Annotated in this window: 14 protein-coding genes; 4 read left to right on the top strand and 10 right to left on the bottom strand. The window is 44.7% G+C overall.

What is annotated here, in order from left to right:
• Positions 1-80 precede the first annotated feature (80 nt).
• Positions 81-2,678 carry an alanine--tRNA ligase gene (gene alaS / locus OZ660_RS05440; RefSeq protein ID WP_274742826.1) on the bottom strand — a complete coding sequence of 866 codons (2,598 nt, stop codon included), beginning with the start codon at positions 2,676-2,678 and terminating at the stop codon, positions 81-83.
• A 229-nt stretch (positions 2,679-2,907) separates the two neighbouring features.
• Entirely contained in the window at positions 2,908-3,357 is a 450-nt protein-coding gene (locus OZ660_RS05435) for a regulatory protein RecX (RefSeq protein WP_202264242.1), read from the bottom strand.
• A gap of 118 nt (positions 3,358-3,475) precedes the next feature.
• On the opposite strand from OZ660_RS05435, the gene OZ660_RS05430 reads away from it, so the two are divergent.
• Together OZ660_RS05430 and OZ660_RS05425 are read left to right on the top strand one after the other, a co-directional pair.
• Positions 3,476-4,711 (top strand): GNAT family N-acetyltransferase, encoded by a 1,236-nt coding sequence (locus tag OZ660_RS05430; protein WP_274742825.1) that lies wholly within the window; start codon positions 3,476-3,478, stop codon positions 4,709-4,711.
• Complete coding sequence (locus OZ660_RS05425; RefSeq protein WP_274742824.1) at positions 4,701-6,776, top strand: M13 family metallopeptidase; 2,076 nt, start codon at positions 4,701-4,703, stop codon at positions 6,774-6,776. The genes OZ660_RS05430 and OZ660_RS05425 overlap by 11 nt, the downstream gene beginning before the upstream one ends.
• A gap of 94 nt (positions 6,777-6,870) precedes the next feature.
• Here OZ660_RS05425 and betI read toward each other — a convergent pair whose 3' ends face one another.
• The 4 genes from betI to OZ660_RS05405 all read right to left on the bottom strand — a co-directional run bounded on the left by betI (position 6,871) and on the right by OZ660_RS05405 (position 12,474).
• Complete coding sequence (betI, locus tag OZ660_RS05420) at positions 6,871-7,446, bottom strand: transcriptional regulator BetI (RefSeq protein ID WP_274742823.1); 576 nt, start codon at positions 7,444-7,446, stop codon at positions 6,871-6,873.
• Positions 7,447-7,573: 127 nt separating this feature from the next.
• Entirely contained in the window at positions 7,574-9,988 is a 2,415-nt protein-coding gene (locus OZ660_RS05415) for a TonB-dependent receptor domain-containing protein (RefSeq protein WP_274742822.1), read from the bottom strand.
• Positions 9,989-10,171: 183 nt separating this feature from the next.
• Complete coding sequence (locus tag OZ660_RS05410) at positions 10,172-11,809, bottom strand: SulP family inorganic anion transporter (RefSeq protein ID WP_274742821.1); 1,638 nt, start codon at positions 11,807-11,809, stop codon at positions 10,172-10,174.
• 11 nt (positions 11,810-11,820) lie between these two features.
• On the bottom strand, positions 11,821-12,474 hold the full coding sequence (locus OZ660_RS05405) for a carbonic anhydrase (RefSeq protein ID WP_274742820.1): 654 nt from the start codon (positions 12,472-12,474) through the stop codon (positions 11,821-11,823).
• A gap of 158 nt (positions 12,475-12,632) precedes the next feature.
• On the opposite strand from OZ660_RS05405, the gene OZ660_RS05400 reads away from it, so the two are divergent.
• Both OZ660_RS05400 and OZ660_RS05395 read left to right on the top strand, forming a co-directional pair.
• Positions 12,633-13,577: a hydrogen peroxide-inducible genes activator gene (locus OZ660_RS05400; RefSeq protein WP_274742819.1), complete on the top strand. Its 945-nt coding sequence runs from the start codon at positions 12,633-12,635 to the stop codon at positions 13,575-13,577.
• Positions 13,578-13,594: 17 nt separating this feature from the next.
• A complete protein-coding gene (locus OZ660_RS05395) occupies positions 13,595-14,482 on the top strand; it encodes a LysR family transcriptional regulator (protein WP_202264230.1) in 888 nt (295 codons plus the stop codon).
• 20 nt (positions 14,483-14,502) lie between these two features.
• On the opposite strand, the gene OZ660_RS05390 is transcribed toward OZ660_RS05395, so the two are convergent.
• From OZ660_RS05390 to OZ660_RS05375, 4 genes are all read right to left on the bottom strand, one after another.
• A complete protein-coding gene (locus OZ660_RS05390; protein WP_274742818.1) occupies positions 14,503-16,524 on the bottom strand; it encodes a methyl-accepting chemotaxis protein in 2,022 nt (673 codons plus the stop codon).
• Positions 16,525-16,798: 274 nt separating this feature from the next.
• Positions 16,799-17,827, bottom strand: coding sequence for a M48 family metallopeptidase (locus OZ660_RS05385; RefSeq protein WP_274742817.1), 1,029 nt, complete (start codon positions 17,825-17,827; stop codon positions 16,799-16,801).
• Positions 17,828-17,832: 5 nt separating this feature from the next.
• The gene (locus OZ660_RS05380) at positions 17,833-19,041 is read right to left on the bottom strand and encodes a YjgN family protein (protein WP_274742816.1); all 1,209 of its coding nucleotides are present in this window, start codon (positions 19,039-19,041) and stop codon (positions 17,833-17,835) included.
• A 148-nt stretch (positions 19,042-19,189) separates the two neighbouring features.
• Positions 19,190-19,774 carry a DUF938 domain-containing protein gene (locus tag OZ660_RS05375; protein WP_274742815.1) on the bottom strand — a complete coding sequence of 195 codons (585 nt, stop codon included), beginning with the start codon at positions 19,772-19,774 and terminating at the stop codon, positions 19,190-19,192.
• Positions 19,775-19,777: the final 3 nt, after the last annotated feature.

Raw genomic sequence — 19,777 nt, 5'->3', positions numbered from 1 at the left:
ACTGGCACGACCCAGTGATAGCGACAGTGATTCCCTGTTTCTGTGTCACTTCAAAAACCCACTGTTATATACAGAAATAATTATAGCTTATCCTGTAACCATGCGTTAACTGATTCTAACGCACCAGCAAGGTTTTCCGGCTTATCACCACCCGCCTGTGCCATATCTGGGCGACCGCCCCCTTTGCCACCAACTTGTGATGCGACGAAGTTTACAAGTTCGCCCGCCTTAACTTTGCCAGTTAGGTTTTTAGTTACACCAGCAATAAGATTCACTTTTGCTTCGTTAGCTACACCTAATACTACGATACCTTCGCCAATTCGGTTTTTAATGTCGTCCATCATTGCACGCAATGACTTGGCCTCTACACCTTCCAAATTTGCAACCAGTACTTTAACGCCATTTATTTCTACTGCATTACTAAGCATATCAGCACCTTGCTGACTCGCCAGTTTTTGTTTTGCAGAATTGAGCGCTTTTTCTAGTTCTTTAGTCTGATTTTGCAACGCTGTAACGCGCTCAAGCACATTTTGCGTATCAGTTTTTAACATTGCAGAAAGCGATGAAAGCGCAGCTTGCTGAGATTGTACTAAGGCAATTGCTTGCTCTCCGGTCACTGCCTCAATACGGCGAACCCCAGAAGCAATACCGGCTTCACTGGTAATTTTAAACAGGCCGATATCACCTGTGCGAGTAACGTGTGTGCCACCACAAAGCTCTACTGAGAACGGCCCCATTGTAACAACACGTACTTTTTCGTCGTACTTCTCACCAAATAATGCCATTGCACCTGATGCTTTTGCTTCTTCAAGCTCCATCAACTCAGTTGCAAGCGCGTGGTTTGCACGAATCTCTTCATTTACGCGGCGCTCGATATGTGAAAGCTGCTCTGCTGTCACTGCCTCAAAGTGAGAAAAGTCAAAACGAAGACGCGGCGCTTCTACCAATGAGCCTTTCTGAGTAACATGTTCACCCAGAATTTCACGTAATGCCGCATGAAGTAAGTGAGTTGCACTGTGATTCTTTTTAATGGCTTCGCGATTAGCTGCATCAATGGCCGCCGTTGCGGTATCGCCTTTAGTCACTTTACCTTTCGCTATACCCTTGTGCGCAAACGCATTCCCCATTTTTTGCGTATCAGTTACCACAAACTCGCCGTTAGCAACACGAAGTACGCCCTTGTCGCCCGCTTGACCGCCGCTTTCGGCATAAAACGGTGTGCTGTCTAGCACCACAACACCTTCTTGCCCGTCGTTTAGTTCATCAACAAACGCATTGTCGGCAATAAGTTCAACAACATTTGCACTACCTTCAACATCGGTATAACCAGTAAACGCTGTTTCGTGTTCTATAGCCAGTTTAGTGTTGTAATCTGCGCCAAAGTTGCTCGCTTGTTGAGCACGAGCCCGTTGCGCTTGCATAGCAGCTTCGAAACCTTCTTCATCAATTTTCAGGTCGTGTTCACGGGCTACGTCGTTTGTTAAGTCTGTAGGAAAGCCGTATGTATCATAAAGTTTAAATACCACATCACCTGGGATAGTATCGCCCTCAAGACCTTCTAACGTTTCATTAAGCATCGCCATGCCACGAGCCAATGTTTTGCTAAACTGCTCTTCTTCAACACGAAGTACTTTTTCTACAACAGGTAATTGGTCAACAAGCTCTGGGTAAGCCTCGCCCATTTCTTTGGCCAGTGATGCCACAAGCTTATAGAAGAAAATGTCATTCGCGCCCAACTTGTAACCATGACGTACTGCTCGACGAATAATACGACGCAATACATAGCCGCGGCCCTCATTCGATGGCATAACGCCATCACAAATAAGAAAACTACATGAGCGAATGTGATCAGCGATTACACGTAGCGACTTATTTTCTAAATCATCAGAGCCTACAATTGACGCCGCTGACTTGATCAGATTTTGGAACAAATCAATCTCATAGTTGCTGTGTACGTTTTGCAAAATAGCAGAGATACGCTCAAGCCCCATGCCTGTATCTATTGACGGTTTTGGCAATGGTTCCATGGTGCCATCAGCTTGTTTGTTAAACTGCATGAATACCAGGTTCCAAATCTCAATAAAGCGGTCGCCATCCTCTTCAGGTGTTCCTGGAGGACCACCCCAAATATGCTCACCGTGATCGTAGAAAATTTCTGAACATGGTCCACACGGCCCCGTGTCACCCATTGACCAGAAGTTGTCAGAGGTGCTGATGCGGATGATTTTCTCTTTTGGCACACCAATTTGGTTTTCCCAAATATCAAATGCCTCATCATCTTCTGAGTACACGGTAACGAGTAACTTTTCTTTCGGAAGGCCAACTTCTTGCGTCAAAAATGTCCACGCAAATTCAATGGCTTCTTTTTTGAAGTAATCGCCAAAGCTGAAGTTACCCAACATTTCAAAGAACGTATGGTGGCGAGCTGTATAGCCCACGTTTTCTAGATCGTTGTGTTTACCACCAGCACGCACACAGCGCTGAGAAGATACAGCGCGTGTGTAACTGCGTTTTTCCGCACCCAAAAAGGTATCTTTAAACTGATTCATACCCGCATTGGTGAAAAGAAGCGTGGGATCATCTGCTGGGACCAGTGACGAACTGGCCACTGCTTGGTGACCATGACTTTTGAAATATTCGATAAACTTGTTACGCAAGTCAGCAGTTGATAATGTCATTGAAAACCTAACTTCCTTTATTCGATTAATATGATGTGTAACGCCATAAATTTACGATGGCTTCGCGAATTAATGCAGCATGCTGCACTGCGTGATAAACACGTATCGTAAAACGCGCACAGATTTGCGCAACGATATCACGGATAGCGCGTTTTTGTTAAGTCAAAGCACGCACTCTACCACACAAAAATGCCCATAAATGCGTCAAAAATGGCCATCATTCACTGAATCAATCGCCACTTACTGCATATTCGATGTGTTCTTGGTAAAAGCCTCTGTACTGAAGAAATTGCTTTTGTTTTTGACGAAGCCCAAAATCTGATTCAAAAAAGTCACCAAATTTTTTAATTTTTACGGCTTTGGCACTTTCAAACCAGTCTGGTTCTATTTCATCAAAAGCGCGACTAACACAATGCTCACTAACACCGTATTGCTGCAAGTCCAGCTTGATTGCACGTGGCCCTTTACCTTTCATATACAGTGCCCGTGCTCTGCTTTCGGCAAAGCGTTCATCACTTTGAATGTCAGCGTCACGGAATTCCTCTAATATGGGACTAAATGCTTCGCTTTCTATCCCTTTTAGGGAGAGTTTTCGAGCAATCTCGCTATAGCTATGCTCTCGTCGTGCCAGCATGCGAGTAATCGCGTCGGTAATGATTTTTCGATCAAACTCTGACATTTTGTGAACTTACTCTTTAATTGTTTACGTATTAAGAGCCGAAATTCGGCGCAACTGACCTCATTGAACTTCGCGGTTCATAGGTTCGGTAAAAATGAGTTAAACGTGCGTGTTGGCAATGAATTACACCATAAAAATAATCGACAATTTTGCGCAAATTAACGAGGCACAATGGAATTCGCTCGCACGTGATGCCGGGCCATTCTTACAACACGCATTTTTGCGTGCACTAGAACAAAGCCAATGCTGTACTAATGAAACCGGCTGGCAGCCATGCCATATTGTCCTTTTAGATAATGAACGCATTGTAACGGCAATTCCCGGCTATCTAAAGACACACAGCTATGGAGAGTATGTTTTCGATCACGCATGGGCTAATGCCTATCATCAACATGGTTTAGACTACTACCCCAAATGGATAAGTGCGATCCCATTTACACCAGTTACAGGGAAGCGTTTATTGGTTGCTAAGGGCATAACGCTATCTCGCCATTTACTTACTGAAATTGAAACAACGTTAAGACAATATTGTGAGAACGTTTACGGCGTGAATTTGTCTTCGCTTCACTGGCTATTCGACGATCAACGGTCCCCCTATCTTTCTAGCCATTCAGATTATTTATCTCGCTATAGTGTTCAGTTTCAATGGCATAACTATGGTTACGACAGCTTTGATGACTTTCTTCGCACACTGACTTCTCGAAAGCGCAAAGAGATAAAAAAACAACGGCGGGTACATGCAGAAAATGGCATTCACTTTAAGCATGCTTCGGGGAGCGACATTACCCCAGAGACGTTAATGTTTTTTGTCCAATGTTACAAAGCCACCTATCTGAAACGAAGTGGTCATGAGGGCTACCTGAATGAGACATTTTTTGAGCGCTTAGTAAAAACTATGTCCCAAAACATGCATATTGTTACAGCATTTGAGCACGAAAAACCTGTGGCGTCTGCATTGTTTTTCTTCGATGAAACTGGGCTTTATGGTCGATACTGGGGTTCATTGAAAGACATTAGCGGGTTACATTTTGCGTGCTGCTATTTCGAGGGAATTGAATTCGCAATTGCGAAGAAACTGCCTTTATTCAACCCCGGCACACAAGGTGAGCATAAAATACTGCGCGGATTTGAACCTATTTGTTGCCGTTCGTACCATCGTCTTTTTGAGCCTGCGTTTCATCAAGCTGTTGCGCAGTTTTTACAGCAAGAAACACAACATCTTGCTGCCTATTTTAATCAGGCACGGAATGCTTTACCGTTTAACAAGGAATTTGTGCCTACTTTAAAAACAACAAGTGTCATTAACCCTAACGACGACACTCATCATCACAACGAGAAAAACTATGAAACATAAACTTCTTGCCGTAGCGATAGCGGCCTCACTTGGACTTGCGGGCTGTGGTCAGTCAGAACAAGTAAAAGAACAAACAACCGCTGCCAAAACCGAAATGCCAAAAGGTGAAGCTGAATTAGGCTCTTTTGGTGTAGATTTATCAGCCCGTAATGAAGCCATTAAACCAGGCGATGATTTCTTTATGTACGCAAGTGGTACTTGGTATGACAATTACGAGCTCCCGGCTGATAAAACGCGCTTTGGCGCATTCACGGCATTGGCCGAACGCAGCGAAGAGCAAGTTAAAAATATTATCGATGGCTTAATGGAAAAAGAGTCACTCAACGCAGAAGAAAAGCTCGTTCATGACTTCTTCGTGGCCTACATGGACACTGATACTATCAATGAAAAAGGTATTACTCCCATTGAAGACGTGTTGACTTCTATTGATAGTATTCAAAATACAAAAGACTTAACTGCCGCATTTGGTAATAGCTGGCTTGTGGGTTCAACGTCGCCTATTGGCGGAGGTATGTGGTACAACCGTTTAGACCCCAATGAATACCAACTAAGCGTTGGCGTTGGCGGCCTGGGTTTACCAGACCGTGACTACTACCTAAGCGATGCAGAGCGTTTTGTGAAAATTCGCGAAGCCTATGTTGCACACATCGAACAAATGCTTGGTTTTGCTGGCGAAGAAAACGCGGCTGAAAAGGCGGCTAATATTCTTGCACTAGAAACCCAAATTGCAGAAGTACAATGGCCTCGTGAAAAGCGCCGTGACCGCGACCTTACCCTCAATCAAATTGAGCGCAGTAAACTGTCAGACGAGTACCCGGGCTTTGATTGGGATACCTATTTCGCGCAGACAGGTTACAAGGTACCTGAACTTAATATCACACAACCTGAGCCAGTTAAGGAAGTCATCAAAGTCATCAACGAAAATGATTTAGGCGACTGGAAGTCATACCTTAAATATCACACTATTTCGAACAATGCAGACCTTCTTTCAGAAGAGATTTACCTTGCGAACTTTGACTTCTTTGGACGCACACTTAATGGTCAGCAAGAGCCTCGCCCTCGCTGGAAACGTGCGGTAAGCCAAATGTCTGGCACAGAATCACTGGGCTTTGCGATTGGCAAAATTTACGTAAACGAGTACTTCCCAGAAAGCTCAAAAACACAAATGGCCGAACTCGTTGAAAACCTTCGCACTGCGCTGGGTGAGCGTATCGACAACCTTGACTGGATGGGTGAAGAAACAAAAGTTAACGCCAAAGAAAAACTAATGGCGTTTAATCCTAAAATTGGCTATCCAGATGAGTGGCAATCGTTTGAAGGACTAACCATTAGCGACAAAGACCTTATTGGTAATGTTCAGGGCCTGCGCAAGTTCTTCCACGAACAATCTGTCGAGCGTGAGCTTCAAAAAACAGACCGCAACCGTTGGGGCATGACCCCACAGCGTGTAAATGCTTACTACAACAGTTCATTCAATGAAATTGTATTCCCTGCAGCAATTCTTCAACCGCCATTTTTCGATCCTAATGCTGATCCAGCGGTAAACTACGGTGCCATTGGTGCGGTTATTGGACACGAAATGGGTCATGGTTTTGATGACCAAGGTTCAAAGTCAGACGCTAACGGTATTCAACGCAACTGGTGGACTGATTCTGACCGTGCCGCTTTTGAAGCGAAAGCTGATATGTTGGCAGAGCAATACAGTCAGTACGAGCCAATCGAGGGTAACTTCGTAAATGGTCGCAATAGCTTAGGTGAAAACATTGGTGACGTAGGCGGCCTTTCAATGGCATACCACGCATACAAGTTAAGCCTGAACGGTAAAGAAGCGCCAATCATCGATGGTCTGACCGGCGATCAGCGTTTCTTCCTTGCTTGGGCACAAGTATGGAAAGAGAAACGTACTGAACAAAGTATGCTTAACCAACTGCGCGCAGGCACGCATGCCCCGGGCCGTTTCCGTGCTCAAGCACCGCGTAACCATGACGCATGGTATGAAGCTTTTGATGTTAAACCTGGCGATGCACTCTACCTTCCACCTGAAGAGCGCGTTCGCATTTGGTAATAACTTAGTAAGTAAGTTACAAAAAAGGTAGGCTTTAAACGCCTACCTTTTTTATGTGTGAATTATTTGAAAAGTGCAATTCGTTATGTTGAATTTACTTCCCGTATTGACTGACAAGGTCCCTCACGTACTGCTTTACTCGCTCAACAGCAGGTGAAAAATCCCCACTTCCCACACTTCCCATCGCGTATCGCAACCAATATCCATCAATTAATGCCGCAGTAGACGAGGCTGCGTTTTTCACATGCTCTTTTTTGAGCAGTTTGCGATAGCTTGACGCTAAGTTACTTTCAAGTCGTTTGTGGTTTACGCTTTGCAAGCGATGGAGTGTTTCATCGTGCAATGACAGCGCCCAAAAATTAAACCAAGTGTTAGTTGCTGAGCTCGCACCTTGGGTTTGCGAAAAGTTGTTTTCGATGATGAAGTCGATTCTTTGTAGCGGATCGGAAATTGGTTGAGTTATTTTCAATGCATCGAGAAGGTGACGCATAGTTGCTTCAATCAACCCCTGCTTATCGCCAAAGTAATGGCTGATGATCCCTGACGATAATCCCGCCTTTTTGGCGATTAAGCTAATTGTTGTACTGTGGTATCCCACCTCTGCCATAACGTCTAACGTGGCTTCAATCAGCTGCTTTTTGCGAACTGGTTCCATTCCCACCTTGGGCATGCTACAACTCCAAACCTTCTAAATTAGCGTCTTTATTATCACTCTTTTTTATGCAGAGTCTCAAAAAATTCGCTCAAAAATTAACTATACCTGCGAAAGACTAGCCTTCGCAGGTATAGTAACACGATTAAAAGGTTAAGCGTGCGTTTACTGCAACGGCGCGCGGGGCGCCAATCCAGAATGCCCCTGGGGCAATGGTAGAGGCATAATCCTCATCAAATAGGTTATTTACGGTAAGACGTACTTCCAATTCATCAATGCCTTGGCCTAGGTTTTCTACAAACCCACCAATGTACAAGTCACTCACAATGTAATCTTCTACCTCAGCACTGTTATAAATATCAAGGAAGCGGCTATCGACATACTTTGTAGAAATACCCGCAAAGTAATTATCTTTTGCCCAATCTAAGCTCACTACAGCCATGGTATCTGGCGTACCAATAACGGTGTTACCCTCAACCGCTACCAATGAACTTTCAGGGTTGTTTTCATCAGCAATGGCGGTTTGAGCATCTGCTAAGGTGTCATACTGTGTGCCCGTTCCTCCGATAGTGGCAATGTACTCAGACTCACTGACAGTAACAGAGGTGAACAATGAAAGTGTGTCGGTTAGCATTACGTCAGCAGAGATTTCAATACCACTAGACTCGATACCACCCACATTTCGATAACCACCGGCAGCAGCTTCAAGGAAATCGATACCTGCTGAAGTTTCGTTACTGGTAAACTGAATACGGTCGTTAAACTCAATATTGTAGTAAGTCACACTTGCATTGAACCCCGGTGATGCGTATCTGAAACCCACATCGATATTGTCCGCAGTTTCAGGCTTTATGAAACGCAAATCCGTGTCGTCGCGTTCCAATTGTGCATCTTTAATGGCCGCGAAGTTTTCGCCATAACCTGCGAATACTTCCAGACCTTCTATAGGTAGTGGTGCCACAATACCTGCTGAAAGTAGCGTATCTGAGTCAGTATTCACATCTAGATCATTACTTGCATCAAAATTATCGTTCTTGGCAATATCAACATTGAATTTTTTCGCACCAAGTCGCACTCGCGCAAATTCCAGATCGAGTTCATCTTCGATGTAGTACATTAAGGTATCAACAGGGAAGCTTCTGTCATACTGCACCCAATATGGTGTCTGGTTGAAGTCGTAGCTGATCGCAGAGTTTGTTATCTTATGCCAGTCACGAGACTCGTCGCGCTCATAGTCTTCCCACCAGATACCAAAACGCATGGTGTTATCAAACTCACCAATCTTGGTGTACCAAATAGCATCGGCGTTAAAGCCAATACGTTGTTTGTTGTAGTGCGTATGGCGATACGAACCAACTGGAATTGCACCTTGCTCGTGGCAACCAGGGTCATACTCAGCACCAGCGCCACCATACGGGAACGTTAACGCACTTACGCAACCTTCAATTGGACTTAATTGATTGCCTGCCCTATCAACGAAATAGAACTGCCCGAGCGCTGCGCCGCCAAATACAGTATTGCCATTAATAAGTTCAGAGTGACCCGCATCACCATCATTAGCCACGTCAACTAAGTAAGGTGGCACCCAGTCTCCGCGCCCTTCATTATCGTGGTAGTAAGCATTTGTGGTGACATCCACTGCACCAACTGAGAAATCAGCTTGTAAGTAAGCAAATAGGTTTTCACGAAGTGTTGACCAACCGCGGCGGTAGGCTTGATCTTGATATGGAACACCTGTCCATTCATCCGTTAACTGATCCCAATGCGGATTTTGTTCATATTGTGCCAAGCCATAAATTCGCTGGTAGTTGTCTTCATGGGTATCGTCATATGATACATAGCCCGTTAGCGCCACGTCGTTAACCGTTGATATGATTTTCATCGCAACGTGATCGCGGGTATTTTCGGCAGCCTGCTGCATGAAGTCAGAACTTTCTTGGCTCGAAAGACTTATCCACGCAAAAGTATCTTTGAAAATTTCGCCGGTTTCGTAGCGTAGATAATATTTCGATGCATCAAATTCACCAGCAGTTACGCTGGTCACCAAGCCTTGTTCCATTGCAGGGTCTATCGTGGTGAAGTTTAGTGTGCCGCCTAACGCTTCATGCGAGCGCGATGCGATATCAGCAGTACCTTGCGATACTTCTACACCTTTTACATTTTCAGTGTCGATATAACGGTTAGCTTTCGCACCGCCACCATAGTTTGAATTGCCATTGGCTATACCGTCTACGGTCATACCGATTTGCTGCTCGTTCAAGTTAACTTGGAAGCCACGAATAACAATAGACGTCGACCAGTCATCTGCACCAAATGTATCACCCTCGTTAATTAAGACGCCCGGCAAGTTGTCTACCGCGGCCAGCACGCTACTCAAATTAGCCTGCTGCTTAAACATATCTTCACTAGTCGCATTGTTTGCATAAGAGACGCTACGCCCTACAACCGTAATCTCTTCTATTCGTTCTTCACTGTCAGCCACAGCTTCTTCAGCTGTTGCAAGTGACATTGACGATAAGGCAGCGAGTACTGCCAACGATACTTTGTGATGTGTTCCCATTGTGTGTTCCAGTCTTTGTTGTGTAATGTTTGGACCACACACTAAAGGAGCTTTGTTACAGTTACGTTAAGTTTAATTGAACAATCAATTAATAAAAATAAGGCTGTTCGAAAAATGATAAGTGATAAGCAAAAAAAAGCCCTCCAAAGGGAGGGCAAAGTAAAGGGAAAGGTATCAGTTTGTTTACGATTGCGCTGCGGCTTGGAAACTATGATGCTCGCTTCCAGTCCCGGCTACTTGCTTTTTTGCAAAAAGCAATGCCTCGTGCAAGGTGTCAAAATTAGGAATACCTGGGTGTGCTTCATTCACACCTTCCAACACTTTATTCACTTCTGCATTGGCACCGCAAATTACCAGTTGTCGCCCAGCAGCAAGGGCATCAGATGTTACTGTATCGACGGCCATTGCAGCTGACACATCCATTAACGGCACACGAGAAAAGTCTAATATAGTCACTTTAGAGCCTGGTTTTACGCGCTCGCGCACATGGTGACCAAGGTCGGCCGCCGCCCCAAAGCTTAGTGGACCACCAAAGCTAAAGATCGACACCTTATCTTTTAGTGATTCTAATAACTCATTCTCTTGTGGGTCATTTAATGACTCAGGTATTTTCTTAAGCTCTTCAATTTGCAGCTGTGCAATTTGCTTAACATACGCTAATGCTGCGAATACCACACCCACGCCAACAGCGGTGATAAGGTCAACAAATACAGTAAGCGCAAGAACCATAAGCATTAGGCCGAAGTCCCAACGCGGTCCTTTATGAGCTCGTTTCAGGTAACTCCAGTCAATAATATCCAAGCCTACTTTAACAAGAATACCCGCTAAAACTGCGTGAGGAATTTGCGCTGCAAGTGGGCTAAGGCCTAAAACAATAGCCAAAAGCACTAGCGCGTGAACCATGCCAGAGATGTTGTATTTACCACCACTTCGGATATTTACAACCGTACGCATTGTCGCGCCCGCACCTGCAATACCACCAATTAAACCAGCGAAAGTATTACCAATGCCCTGTCCAATAAGCTCTTTGTTGCTATCGTGACGTGTGCGCGTCATGTTATCAGCCACTAACGAGGTTAATAGACTATCAATTGCCCCTAGCACAGCTAGGATAAATGCAGCTTCTAGAATAAGTAATGCTTTGCTTTGGTCAAAAACTGGCAAGTGTAAGCTTGGCAAACCGGTAGGAATATCGCCCAACACAGGAACGGTCAGTGCTAAACTCACCAAGGTGCCAATAATAAGTGCTGCCAGCGCACCTGGTACGTATTTGCCCAGTGCAGCAGGCCACTTGTACGCAATCACTAAGGTGCCAAGACCAAGCGCAAGGGTAGCAAAATCAATATCTGCAAGTGCCGTAGGTAAGTAAGTTAGCGCGCCAATAGTTCCACCTGGCGGTTCGTGGCCAAGCAAGCGCCCTATCTGCAAAATAATAATGATGGCACCGATCCCCGACATAAAGCCTGATATAACCGGATAAGGAACAAGGCGAATATATTGGCCTACCCCTAAAACACCAAATATTATTTGGAAAATACCAGCAAGAATAACGGCAGTAAAAATAAGGCTAGCGTCGCCCGATAAGCTTGCGAACAAACCCGCAAGTACAACTACCATAGGCCCTGTAGGACCAGAAATTTGCGCTGGCGTACCGCCAAATAATGCGGCAAAGAAACCCACTGCAATAGCACCGTAAAGACCAGCCATAGGGCCTAGGCCCGACGCTACGCCAAGTGCAAGTGCCAGTGGTAAGGCAACGATACCGGCGGTCAAACCACCGGTAAAATCGCCACGTAAATTCGAAAGATTAATTTTAACCATAGCGACCGACCTTACTCTGCGCGAGCCAGTTGCTCTTCAGCAGCGGCTTGGTCCATAGCTACAAATTCACCGTTTTCACCGTTGTAGCACAAGACTTCACCCGATCCGATGTTATAAACCCAACCGTGAAGCATCACTTGGCCTGTTGCAATTTTCGCAGCAACAGCAGGATGGGTACGAAGATGCTGTATTTGCTGAACAACATTTTCTTTGGTTACTGCTTCTAAGTCTTCTAGTGATAATTTGTCGTGACCGCAACGTTCTTTTACTACGTCTGTTGCTGCACGGCAGTGTCCTAACCATTCTTTAACGTGTGGAAGCGAATCAAGACCCTCTGGATTAATTGCACCTTTCATCGCACCGCAGTCTGTATGACCACAGATAACAATATGAGATACACCAAGGGCTGCTACAGCGAACTCAATCGATGCTGTCATACCACCAGTTTGATTGCTGTGAGGAGGCACAATGTTACCCGCGTTACGGCAGATAAACAGTTCACCTGGATCTGTTTGTGTAACCAAGTTAGGGTCGATGCGAGAATCTGAACATGTGATGAAAAGGACTTCTGGATTTTGGCCAGTGGCAAGTTTCTGAAACTTAGCCTTTTTGTTCGGGTACACTTCTTTCTGGAATTTCGCTACCCCTGAAAATACATGATCCATAACTTACTCCCAATAATTTAATATTTATAATGATTATGTTAATACCTCAGTGTCACTTGATAGATTAATAGTTTAATATACCAGTTCGCGATAGCCATTTACTATCAGCACGTAAATAATCACTAGTACAAGCTTAGTAAAAGAACGGAATTAACACTATGCAACTCAACGGCAAAACCCCGTCAATCAACCAAATCAGGTACTTTGTTGCGGTTGCGAAATATTTAAGCTTCCGGCAGGCAGCAGGGATTTTGGGTATTAGCCAACCTACTCTGACCAGTCAGATTAATGCGTTAGAAACGACATTGGGTCTTAATTTATTTGAGCGTTCTCGAACTGGTACCCTGCTTTCGCCACAAGGTAAGGCGTTATTATCTGTTGCTGAAGAGGTATTACAGTCTTCACAGCGCTTTGGTGAAATAGCCCGAGACTTGTCAGAGGGAAATGTAGTGACCTATCGCTTGGGGATACCACCGACGCTAGGGCCTTATTTGCTGCCATTTGTACTTCCCGATTTACATAAACGCAAACCGGGCTTGCGATTTTATGTGCGCGAAGGTGCTCCAAGCGCACTTCAGCACGGCTTATTGCGGGGCGAGTACGATTTAATTTTATCTCCCATGTCAGGGGAAAACTCGCAGCTTATTACTCAGCCTTTATTTAACGAACCTTTGAAATTTGTTATTCCATCAGATCATCATTTAGCTGGGAAAGCGTACGTACGTCCTGAAGAAATTAGTGGTGAAAAAGTACTGACATTAGAAGACCGTCACCACTTCCACCACCAAGTTCAGCGTATTTGTGACGAAATTGGTGCCGATCTCCAACGAGATTACGAGGGCACCAGCTTAGATACATTGCGCCAAATGGTAGTAATGGGAATGGGCGTTGCGTTTTTACCAGGGTTATACATTCACTCTGAGTTGCACAAGCCAGAAGCGCTCCATGTTTGTGAAATCGCTGATATGCCAATTGAAAGACAACATTCTCTAGCCTGGCGAAATACCGCTCCGGGAAGACAAACATTTAGAGAAATCGCCGTCATTGTTAAGAATATTATTGAAACGCGACTTTCCAATGCGGTCGCAATCATCGACAAATAAATGGAAAGGGAACCGCAATGATTGACAGACAACACTTGCGAATCGTAAAAGCCATTGAAACACATGGCACGGTGACTCAAGCTGCGACCTCGCTGCATTTAACACAATCTGCGCTCAGTCACGCTATGAAAAAACTGGAACAAACCTACCAAGTCACATTGTGGGAGAAGGATGGGCGACGGCTACGACTCACGCAAGCCGGACAGAGTGTACTCGGGCTCGCCCAACGCGTGCTCCCTCAATTTGAGCACGCGGAAGCACAACTTGCGCGCTTCGCTCAAGGAAAACAGGGGATATTGCGTATAGGTATGGAGTGTCACCCTTGTTTTGAGTGGTTATTAAAAGTTGTTGCGCCATTCTTAAAGGCATTTCCCGATGTGGATGTGGACGTCATGCGCGCATTTTCGTTTGGCGGCCTACAAGCGCTTCATGGCTATGATATCGACATTCTACTCACGCCCGACCCGTTGCAGCTCGATACAATAACGTACACTCCCATATTCGATTACGAACAAGTGTTAGTAATGCACAATACTCACCCTCTAGCTGCACAGGCCTATATCAAGCCGCAAGATTTATCACAAGAAACCCTAATTACTTATCCTGTTGAGCTAAGTCGCCTTGATATCTTCACCCAGTTTTTAACGCCTGCTAACTGCACAGTTAAGCAACATAAAACCATTGAAACTACCGAGATTATATTGCAAATGGTGGCCGCTAACAGAGGCGTTACTGCCCTGCCGAAATGGCTTATTGACGAACATGATGATACTGACGTTTGCTATCGATCACTTGGGGAAAAAGGTATAGCAAAAACACTTTATCTCGGTCATAGGAAAGCTGAAGACGCGTTAGGGTTTGTCGATGAGTTTATAGATATGTCGCGGTGTCACCACCCTCAGTAACACCGCGGTTTAGGCGTGAATTAAATCTTAAATTGACTAACGATTTCCTTCAATTCACTTGAGACACTGCTCAACTGGGTTGCTTCAACCGCTAACTCCTCAGCGTGTTGGCTAGTGCGATCACTAAGCCCCGTTATAGCTACAAGCGACTTATTGATATCGTGTGCCACTTCCGTTTGCTGTTCAGTTGCTAGCGCAATATGTGTACTTTGCTCCTGCACAAGCCCGATAGACTGAGTGATATCCTGAAGGGTTAATACCACTTTCTCTGTTTTCTCTAAGCCTGTTTCTGAGCGCATTTTTCCTTGTTGCATAACGCCGTCAGTTTGCTCTGCCATGTGCTGCAGTCGCTCAACCATTCTTCTTATGTCTGTTGTAGACTCTTGAGTGCGGCTTGCCAGTGAACGAACCTCATCGGCAACCACAGCAAAACCACGCCCTTGCTCGCCGGCGCGTGCTGCTTCTATAGCGGCGTTAAGCGCTAACAAGTTGGTCTGTTCGGCGATGCTATTGATGACATCAATAACGGCACCTATATTGTCAGACTCTTTACTTAAACCACTTACTACTTCAACACCTTCATCAATGGCAGCGGCAAGCGCTCTTATTTCAACGACTGCTTCTTGTACTTGTGCGCTTCCACTTTGCACTAATGTGTCGGCTTTTGTTGCTGCCTCACTCGATTGTGCAGCGTTTTTTGATATCTCGACAACGGTCGCAGCCATTTCAGTTACCGCGGTAGATACATTATCTACTTGGCTGCGTTCCTGATTAATTTCTTTACTTGTTGATTGGCTAACGTCGCGCAAGTGTACTGCCGCTTCAGCCACCATTCGAGTATTAGCTGCTGTCTCGCGCAGAATAACCCTTAACTTGTCAGTAAACCTATTGAACTCCACTGCTAAAGCACCAATCTCATCGTTGCTGCTAACTTCTAATCGCTTGGTAATATCGCCATCACCATTGGCAATCTCTGACATTGCATTACGCATTTTTACCAAAGGCTGAGTTACCTTTGCGCTGGCAATATAAGTAATCAGCACAATAACCCCAATGATGACTAACGCTACTACTGTAGCCATTGTCATTGCGGTATTAATAGGGCTGTTGATCACACTGGCTGGAACTAAAATCCCAAGTGACCAATTCATTTCTGGCGAATTGATTTTGGCGTGTTCAAATACAACGAAATAGGCTTCGCCTTTCCAAGTAACTGGCACTATACCTGACGGCTTTTGTGCAATGTCAGCCGCCAATGCTCTAAAGCCTTCCGACTCGCTAAATACCTTATCAAAATCACTGATGGGGGAACTCAACGGCAAGTCAGAGGATTGCTTAGGGAAATACACGATGTTTTGGTTATCATCCAATAAAAACGCCGTTCCCTGCCCTTCGTAGCGAATAGAGTCGATGACTTTTCCTACGGTACTAATGAGAATATCAACGCCGCCAACACCTAATAGCTTTCCATTGCGAAAGATGGGCGTTTGTACAACGGCTGAAATACTGCCATCCTGAGAGTCAACCGCAGGCGGCGTAACATACAACTTGCCTTTCTCAACCGCAGTTGTGAACCAAGGGCGTTTAGTTGCAAAATACCCAGCATCAGGGTTTCCTGCATCCGGACCAGAAGTATCCACGCCTACTCGGCCTTCTTCGTAGAAATACTCACCTGTAATAGCAGAACCAAAAAAAGCAGACTTAATGACAGGATCAGCACTACTTATATTGTCAAACAACGTATAAATCGTTTTTGCATCGCTAAGTTGCGATTCTGATGCGCCTCGCTGAGTATGTTGCTCAAAAAAATCTTGAAAAAACGGACTACTCAGAAAAGCTCGCGCTACGCCACCATAGGTGGCAAAAAAACCCTCAACATCATTAGCTTCTCTTGCCACTAATGCGGTGACTTCTTTTTCAACCCGGCTTCTCGTGTTGTCTGCAACAGTATTAACGAGGAAAAATGCGGTGATAAGCAGCATAAGTGCAATGCTGCCACCGACGATTAGCATAAATTTTTTCTGTAATGATATGGACTTCATTGGTACTTCTCATTGTTATTAGTGGCACTACACAATGCTGCTGAGGAAAAATTGAGCGGAACACTGCGTATGCTTTATAGTTTGAATTTTGTGTATTGCGATTTGGCAGAAAACAACACCTAAAGAGGTGTTATACAAAGAGAAAAGAGAACGCCAAAACACATCCCTTACTTTGGAATAGATCGTGGCGTTTTACAACCCTGAAATTTTTTAAGACACCTTTAAGTATCGGTTAAATGCGCAGTACTTTGAAGCTTTAAGTATTACCACACAGCTATGGATTACGGCTTTCTTCACTTGCTCGACTGGCGTTATCTATGCGTTTTTGAATCATAGGGTGAGATTGGAACCAACTATTTGCTTCATGCTCATTACCAACTAGCGACTGAAGCACGCGCATAGCATTGGCGAAATCTTTGGGGTCTCGATTTAACACTCGAAGCTGCGCGATAGCATAGTTATCTGATTCCCACTCATGCGCTTGAGAAAACTGATTGTGCACTACACTCGAACCTACACCTAAAAATGACTCTAACGCACCACTTAAATCGCCAAAGAAGTAACTAATTGCCAAGGTAGCAAAAAGCGATTCCGCAACAAGCTGCATTGAGTGGTTATTCTCTACATGGCCAACCTCATGTAAAAAGATGGCGTCAAGAAGTGCTTGTTCTTTATCAACAAGGTTTACCAGCTCGTCGGTAAAGACGATTGTGCCGTCAGGCAAAGCAAATGCATTTGGCCCAAAGGACTCTGATGCCCTAAACATTACTCGGTAGCGCGGATTCTTCGTCGATATCTGTTCAAGCAACTCGTTAAAGCTATTCTGCATTGACTGTATTTCTTGCTCTGAGAGCGTTGAGACATCAAGCACGGAGTAATCAAGGGCACTCAGCGTTTGGTCGGATGCAATTTGTTTAACGCTATATGGAACATACGCTGCCAATGATATAGCAACTTGTGGGATGACATGTGCAAACACTACATAAAGTAATAGCGGGACTAGAATAACGCTGCCAATAAGCCAAGACGTTTTGCTTTCAATGCGAAAAATAGTCGCGCCTGACGGCCCATCAAGCCAATTGTCTAGCGGGCCAGTCGATGGGCACATCAACATATCGCCATTAGGCAACACTATCTCTCTGGGTAAGTCACCAAGCTTAGATTTCACTTTCACATCGCTTCGTGCCAATGTTAAGTGTTCATCGTCATGCCCTACTTTAACAATTAGCACATCGTCTGTAATTTCACAGATAGCATCAGAGGACGCCACACTGCCACTGTGATAATACTGAGCCTGGTACATCGCTGTTAACCCAATGCCACATCGACATCAAACAGTGTGGCAGCCTCTTCAGATACTGCGCTTGCCGAGCCTTGCTCACCGGCAGAGACTTCATTAATGCCCTCTAATACTTTGACTTGCGTTGCGTCAGCAAAAAACGCTGCGGTTCTTATTTTTACCCAAGGAATAGCGAAGCCTAAAGAGAATACGGTGGCGAGTATGTTGGTCAGACGCAATGTAATAAGGTCTGTTGCTGTCACCGTAGAGTTGAACAATGCAACGTTTTCTAAACGGCTATTCTGATAAATATGGTTTCGGATGCGAGCATTATAGAAGCCAGAAACAATTGCGTAGACAAACAGGTACATACCAAACATGGCAACTGTGAATACACTAAAGCCGTCTTCAGCGGTTATCGTTGACGACCCTGTTAATAGGCCCACAACAAAGCCTACACAAAGAAATAGCACAATTGAAATCAAAGCCGCAGCAAACACTACACCGTAGTATTCACCTGTGGAAAGCTTACTGCTAAATACCTTATCACCAAAGCCAGACTCGTCGACTAGAAATGCATCAATCTTTTTAAGTACCCAAGGCATAAGCAAATAAAGAGTAAATACGCTAGCTATTGGAAGCAATACAAACAACATGAATGCTTCACCATAACGCCCTTTAAAGCTGAAACGCACATTTCTATATGCGGTCATTCTCATTCTAAAGCGCATGCTCAGGATAACGAGCATAGGTGAGAGAAACATCATAACAACAATCAGTGCGAATGCCGCCGCTGGGCTAACCGCGGATAACAAAAAGTAGGCACCAAACAAACACGCCGCAATTATGCGCCCTTTCAAAATTTGCAATGGTTCGGCAAGGTACGCAAAACGGTGGCCATCCAATTCGGTATTACTATAAAAGTAACGATTTGTGCGCACTTTGGCCCACGCGGAGTAGATACCTAATGTCACTATGCTTAGCAGCAAATTCACTATCCAAATAGCAAAAAACTCTTTGGTATTACCGTGAAATTTTACTTGCTCAGTACGGATCACTACATCATTTTCTTGATGTGATAAATCACTGTTGGCTTGTGCTTTACGCTCTGCAATAAGTGCGGTGATCTTAGCAGCACGTTCTGGAAATGCCTCTGCGTCAATTGACGATAAAGCTTGAATAAGCTCATCGGTAGAATAGGTTTCATAGTTAGGGAAAGTTGTGTTGCTATCATCCATAGGATACCTCTCGTCTTCCTTGATTGACGTTATTTGCTAACGCTCTTGTTAAATTTTGATGTTTCAAATTACGAGAATCAGCTGAAAAAAGCAACTCTCCACATCATTAATATGCCGTAATCAAGCGCCCAACTTACCACGTTCAATATTATTTTTTCCAAATGAGCATGTGGTTGTTTGCGGGCATGTCTATCACTTCAGCCAACGACAGTAGCCCTGCCCACTCACGCAGTTCGTCAATATCGCGATACCCTCCATACCCGCGTTCAAGCAGCGAGTGGTGAAACTCTTCATTGCTTTTAGCATTAAACTTACCATTTTGGGTAAATGGACCGTACTGACAAAATACACCACCCGGTGGCAACTGCTCACTTATCGAGTGCATTAACAACATCACTTCCTGCTTTTGCATAATATGTGCAGTATTGGCAGAGAAAAATGCATCGGCTCCAATATCAGGAAAACTATCTTCTCCGACTTTAAGTGGCCTTGGCCTTATTATGTTGGTTAGTGACAGCTCATCTATGTAGGCATTTATCCCTTGATGATATTGGACTTGGTCACTGGTGTGCCATACAAGGTGCCCTAAGTGTTGTGCAAAAAAAGTGGCGTGCTGACCTGTTCCACTGCCTATTTCAAGCACAACCTTTGAATTTGCAAACGCCCTTTCCAGTACTGCTAGAATGGGGCGCTTGTTGTTTTCACAGGCTTGACTAAAGGGTTTCTCAAACATAGC

It is taken from the genome of Alteromonas sp. 009811495, assembly GCF_028865455.1.
In the GTDB taxonomy this organism is placed as follows: Bacteria; Pseudomonadota; Gammaproteobacteria; order Enterobacterales; family Alteromonadaceae; genus Alteromonas.
This window is presented reverse-complemented; position numbering and strand designations above follow the sequence as displayed.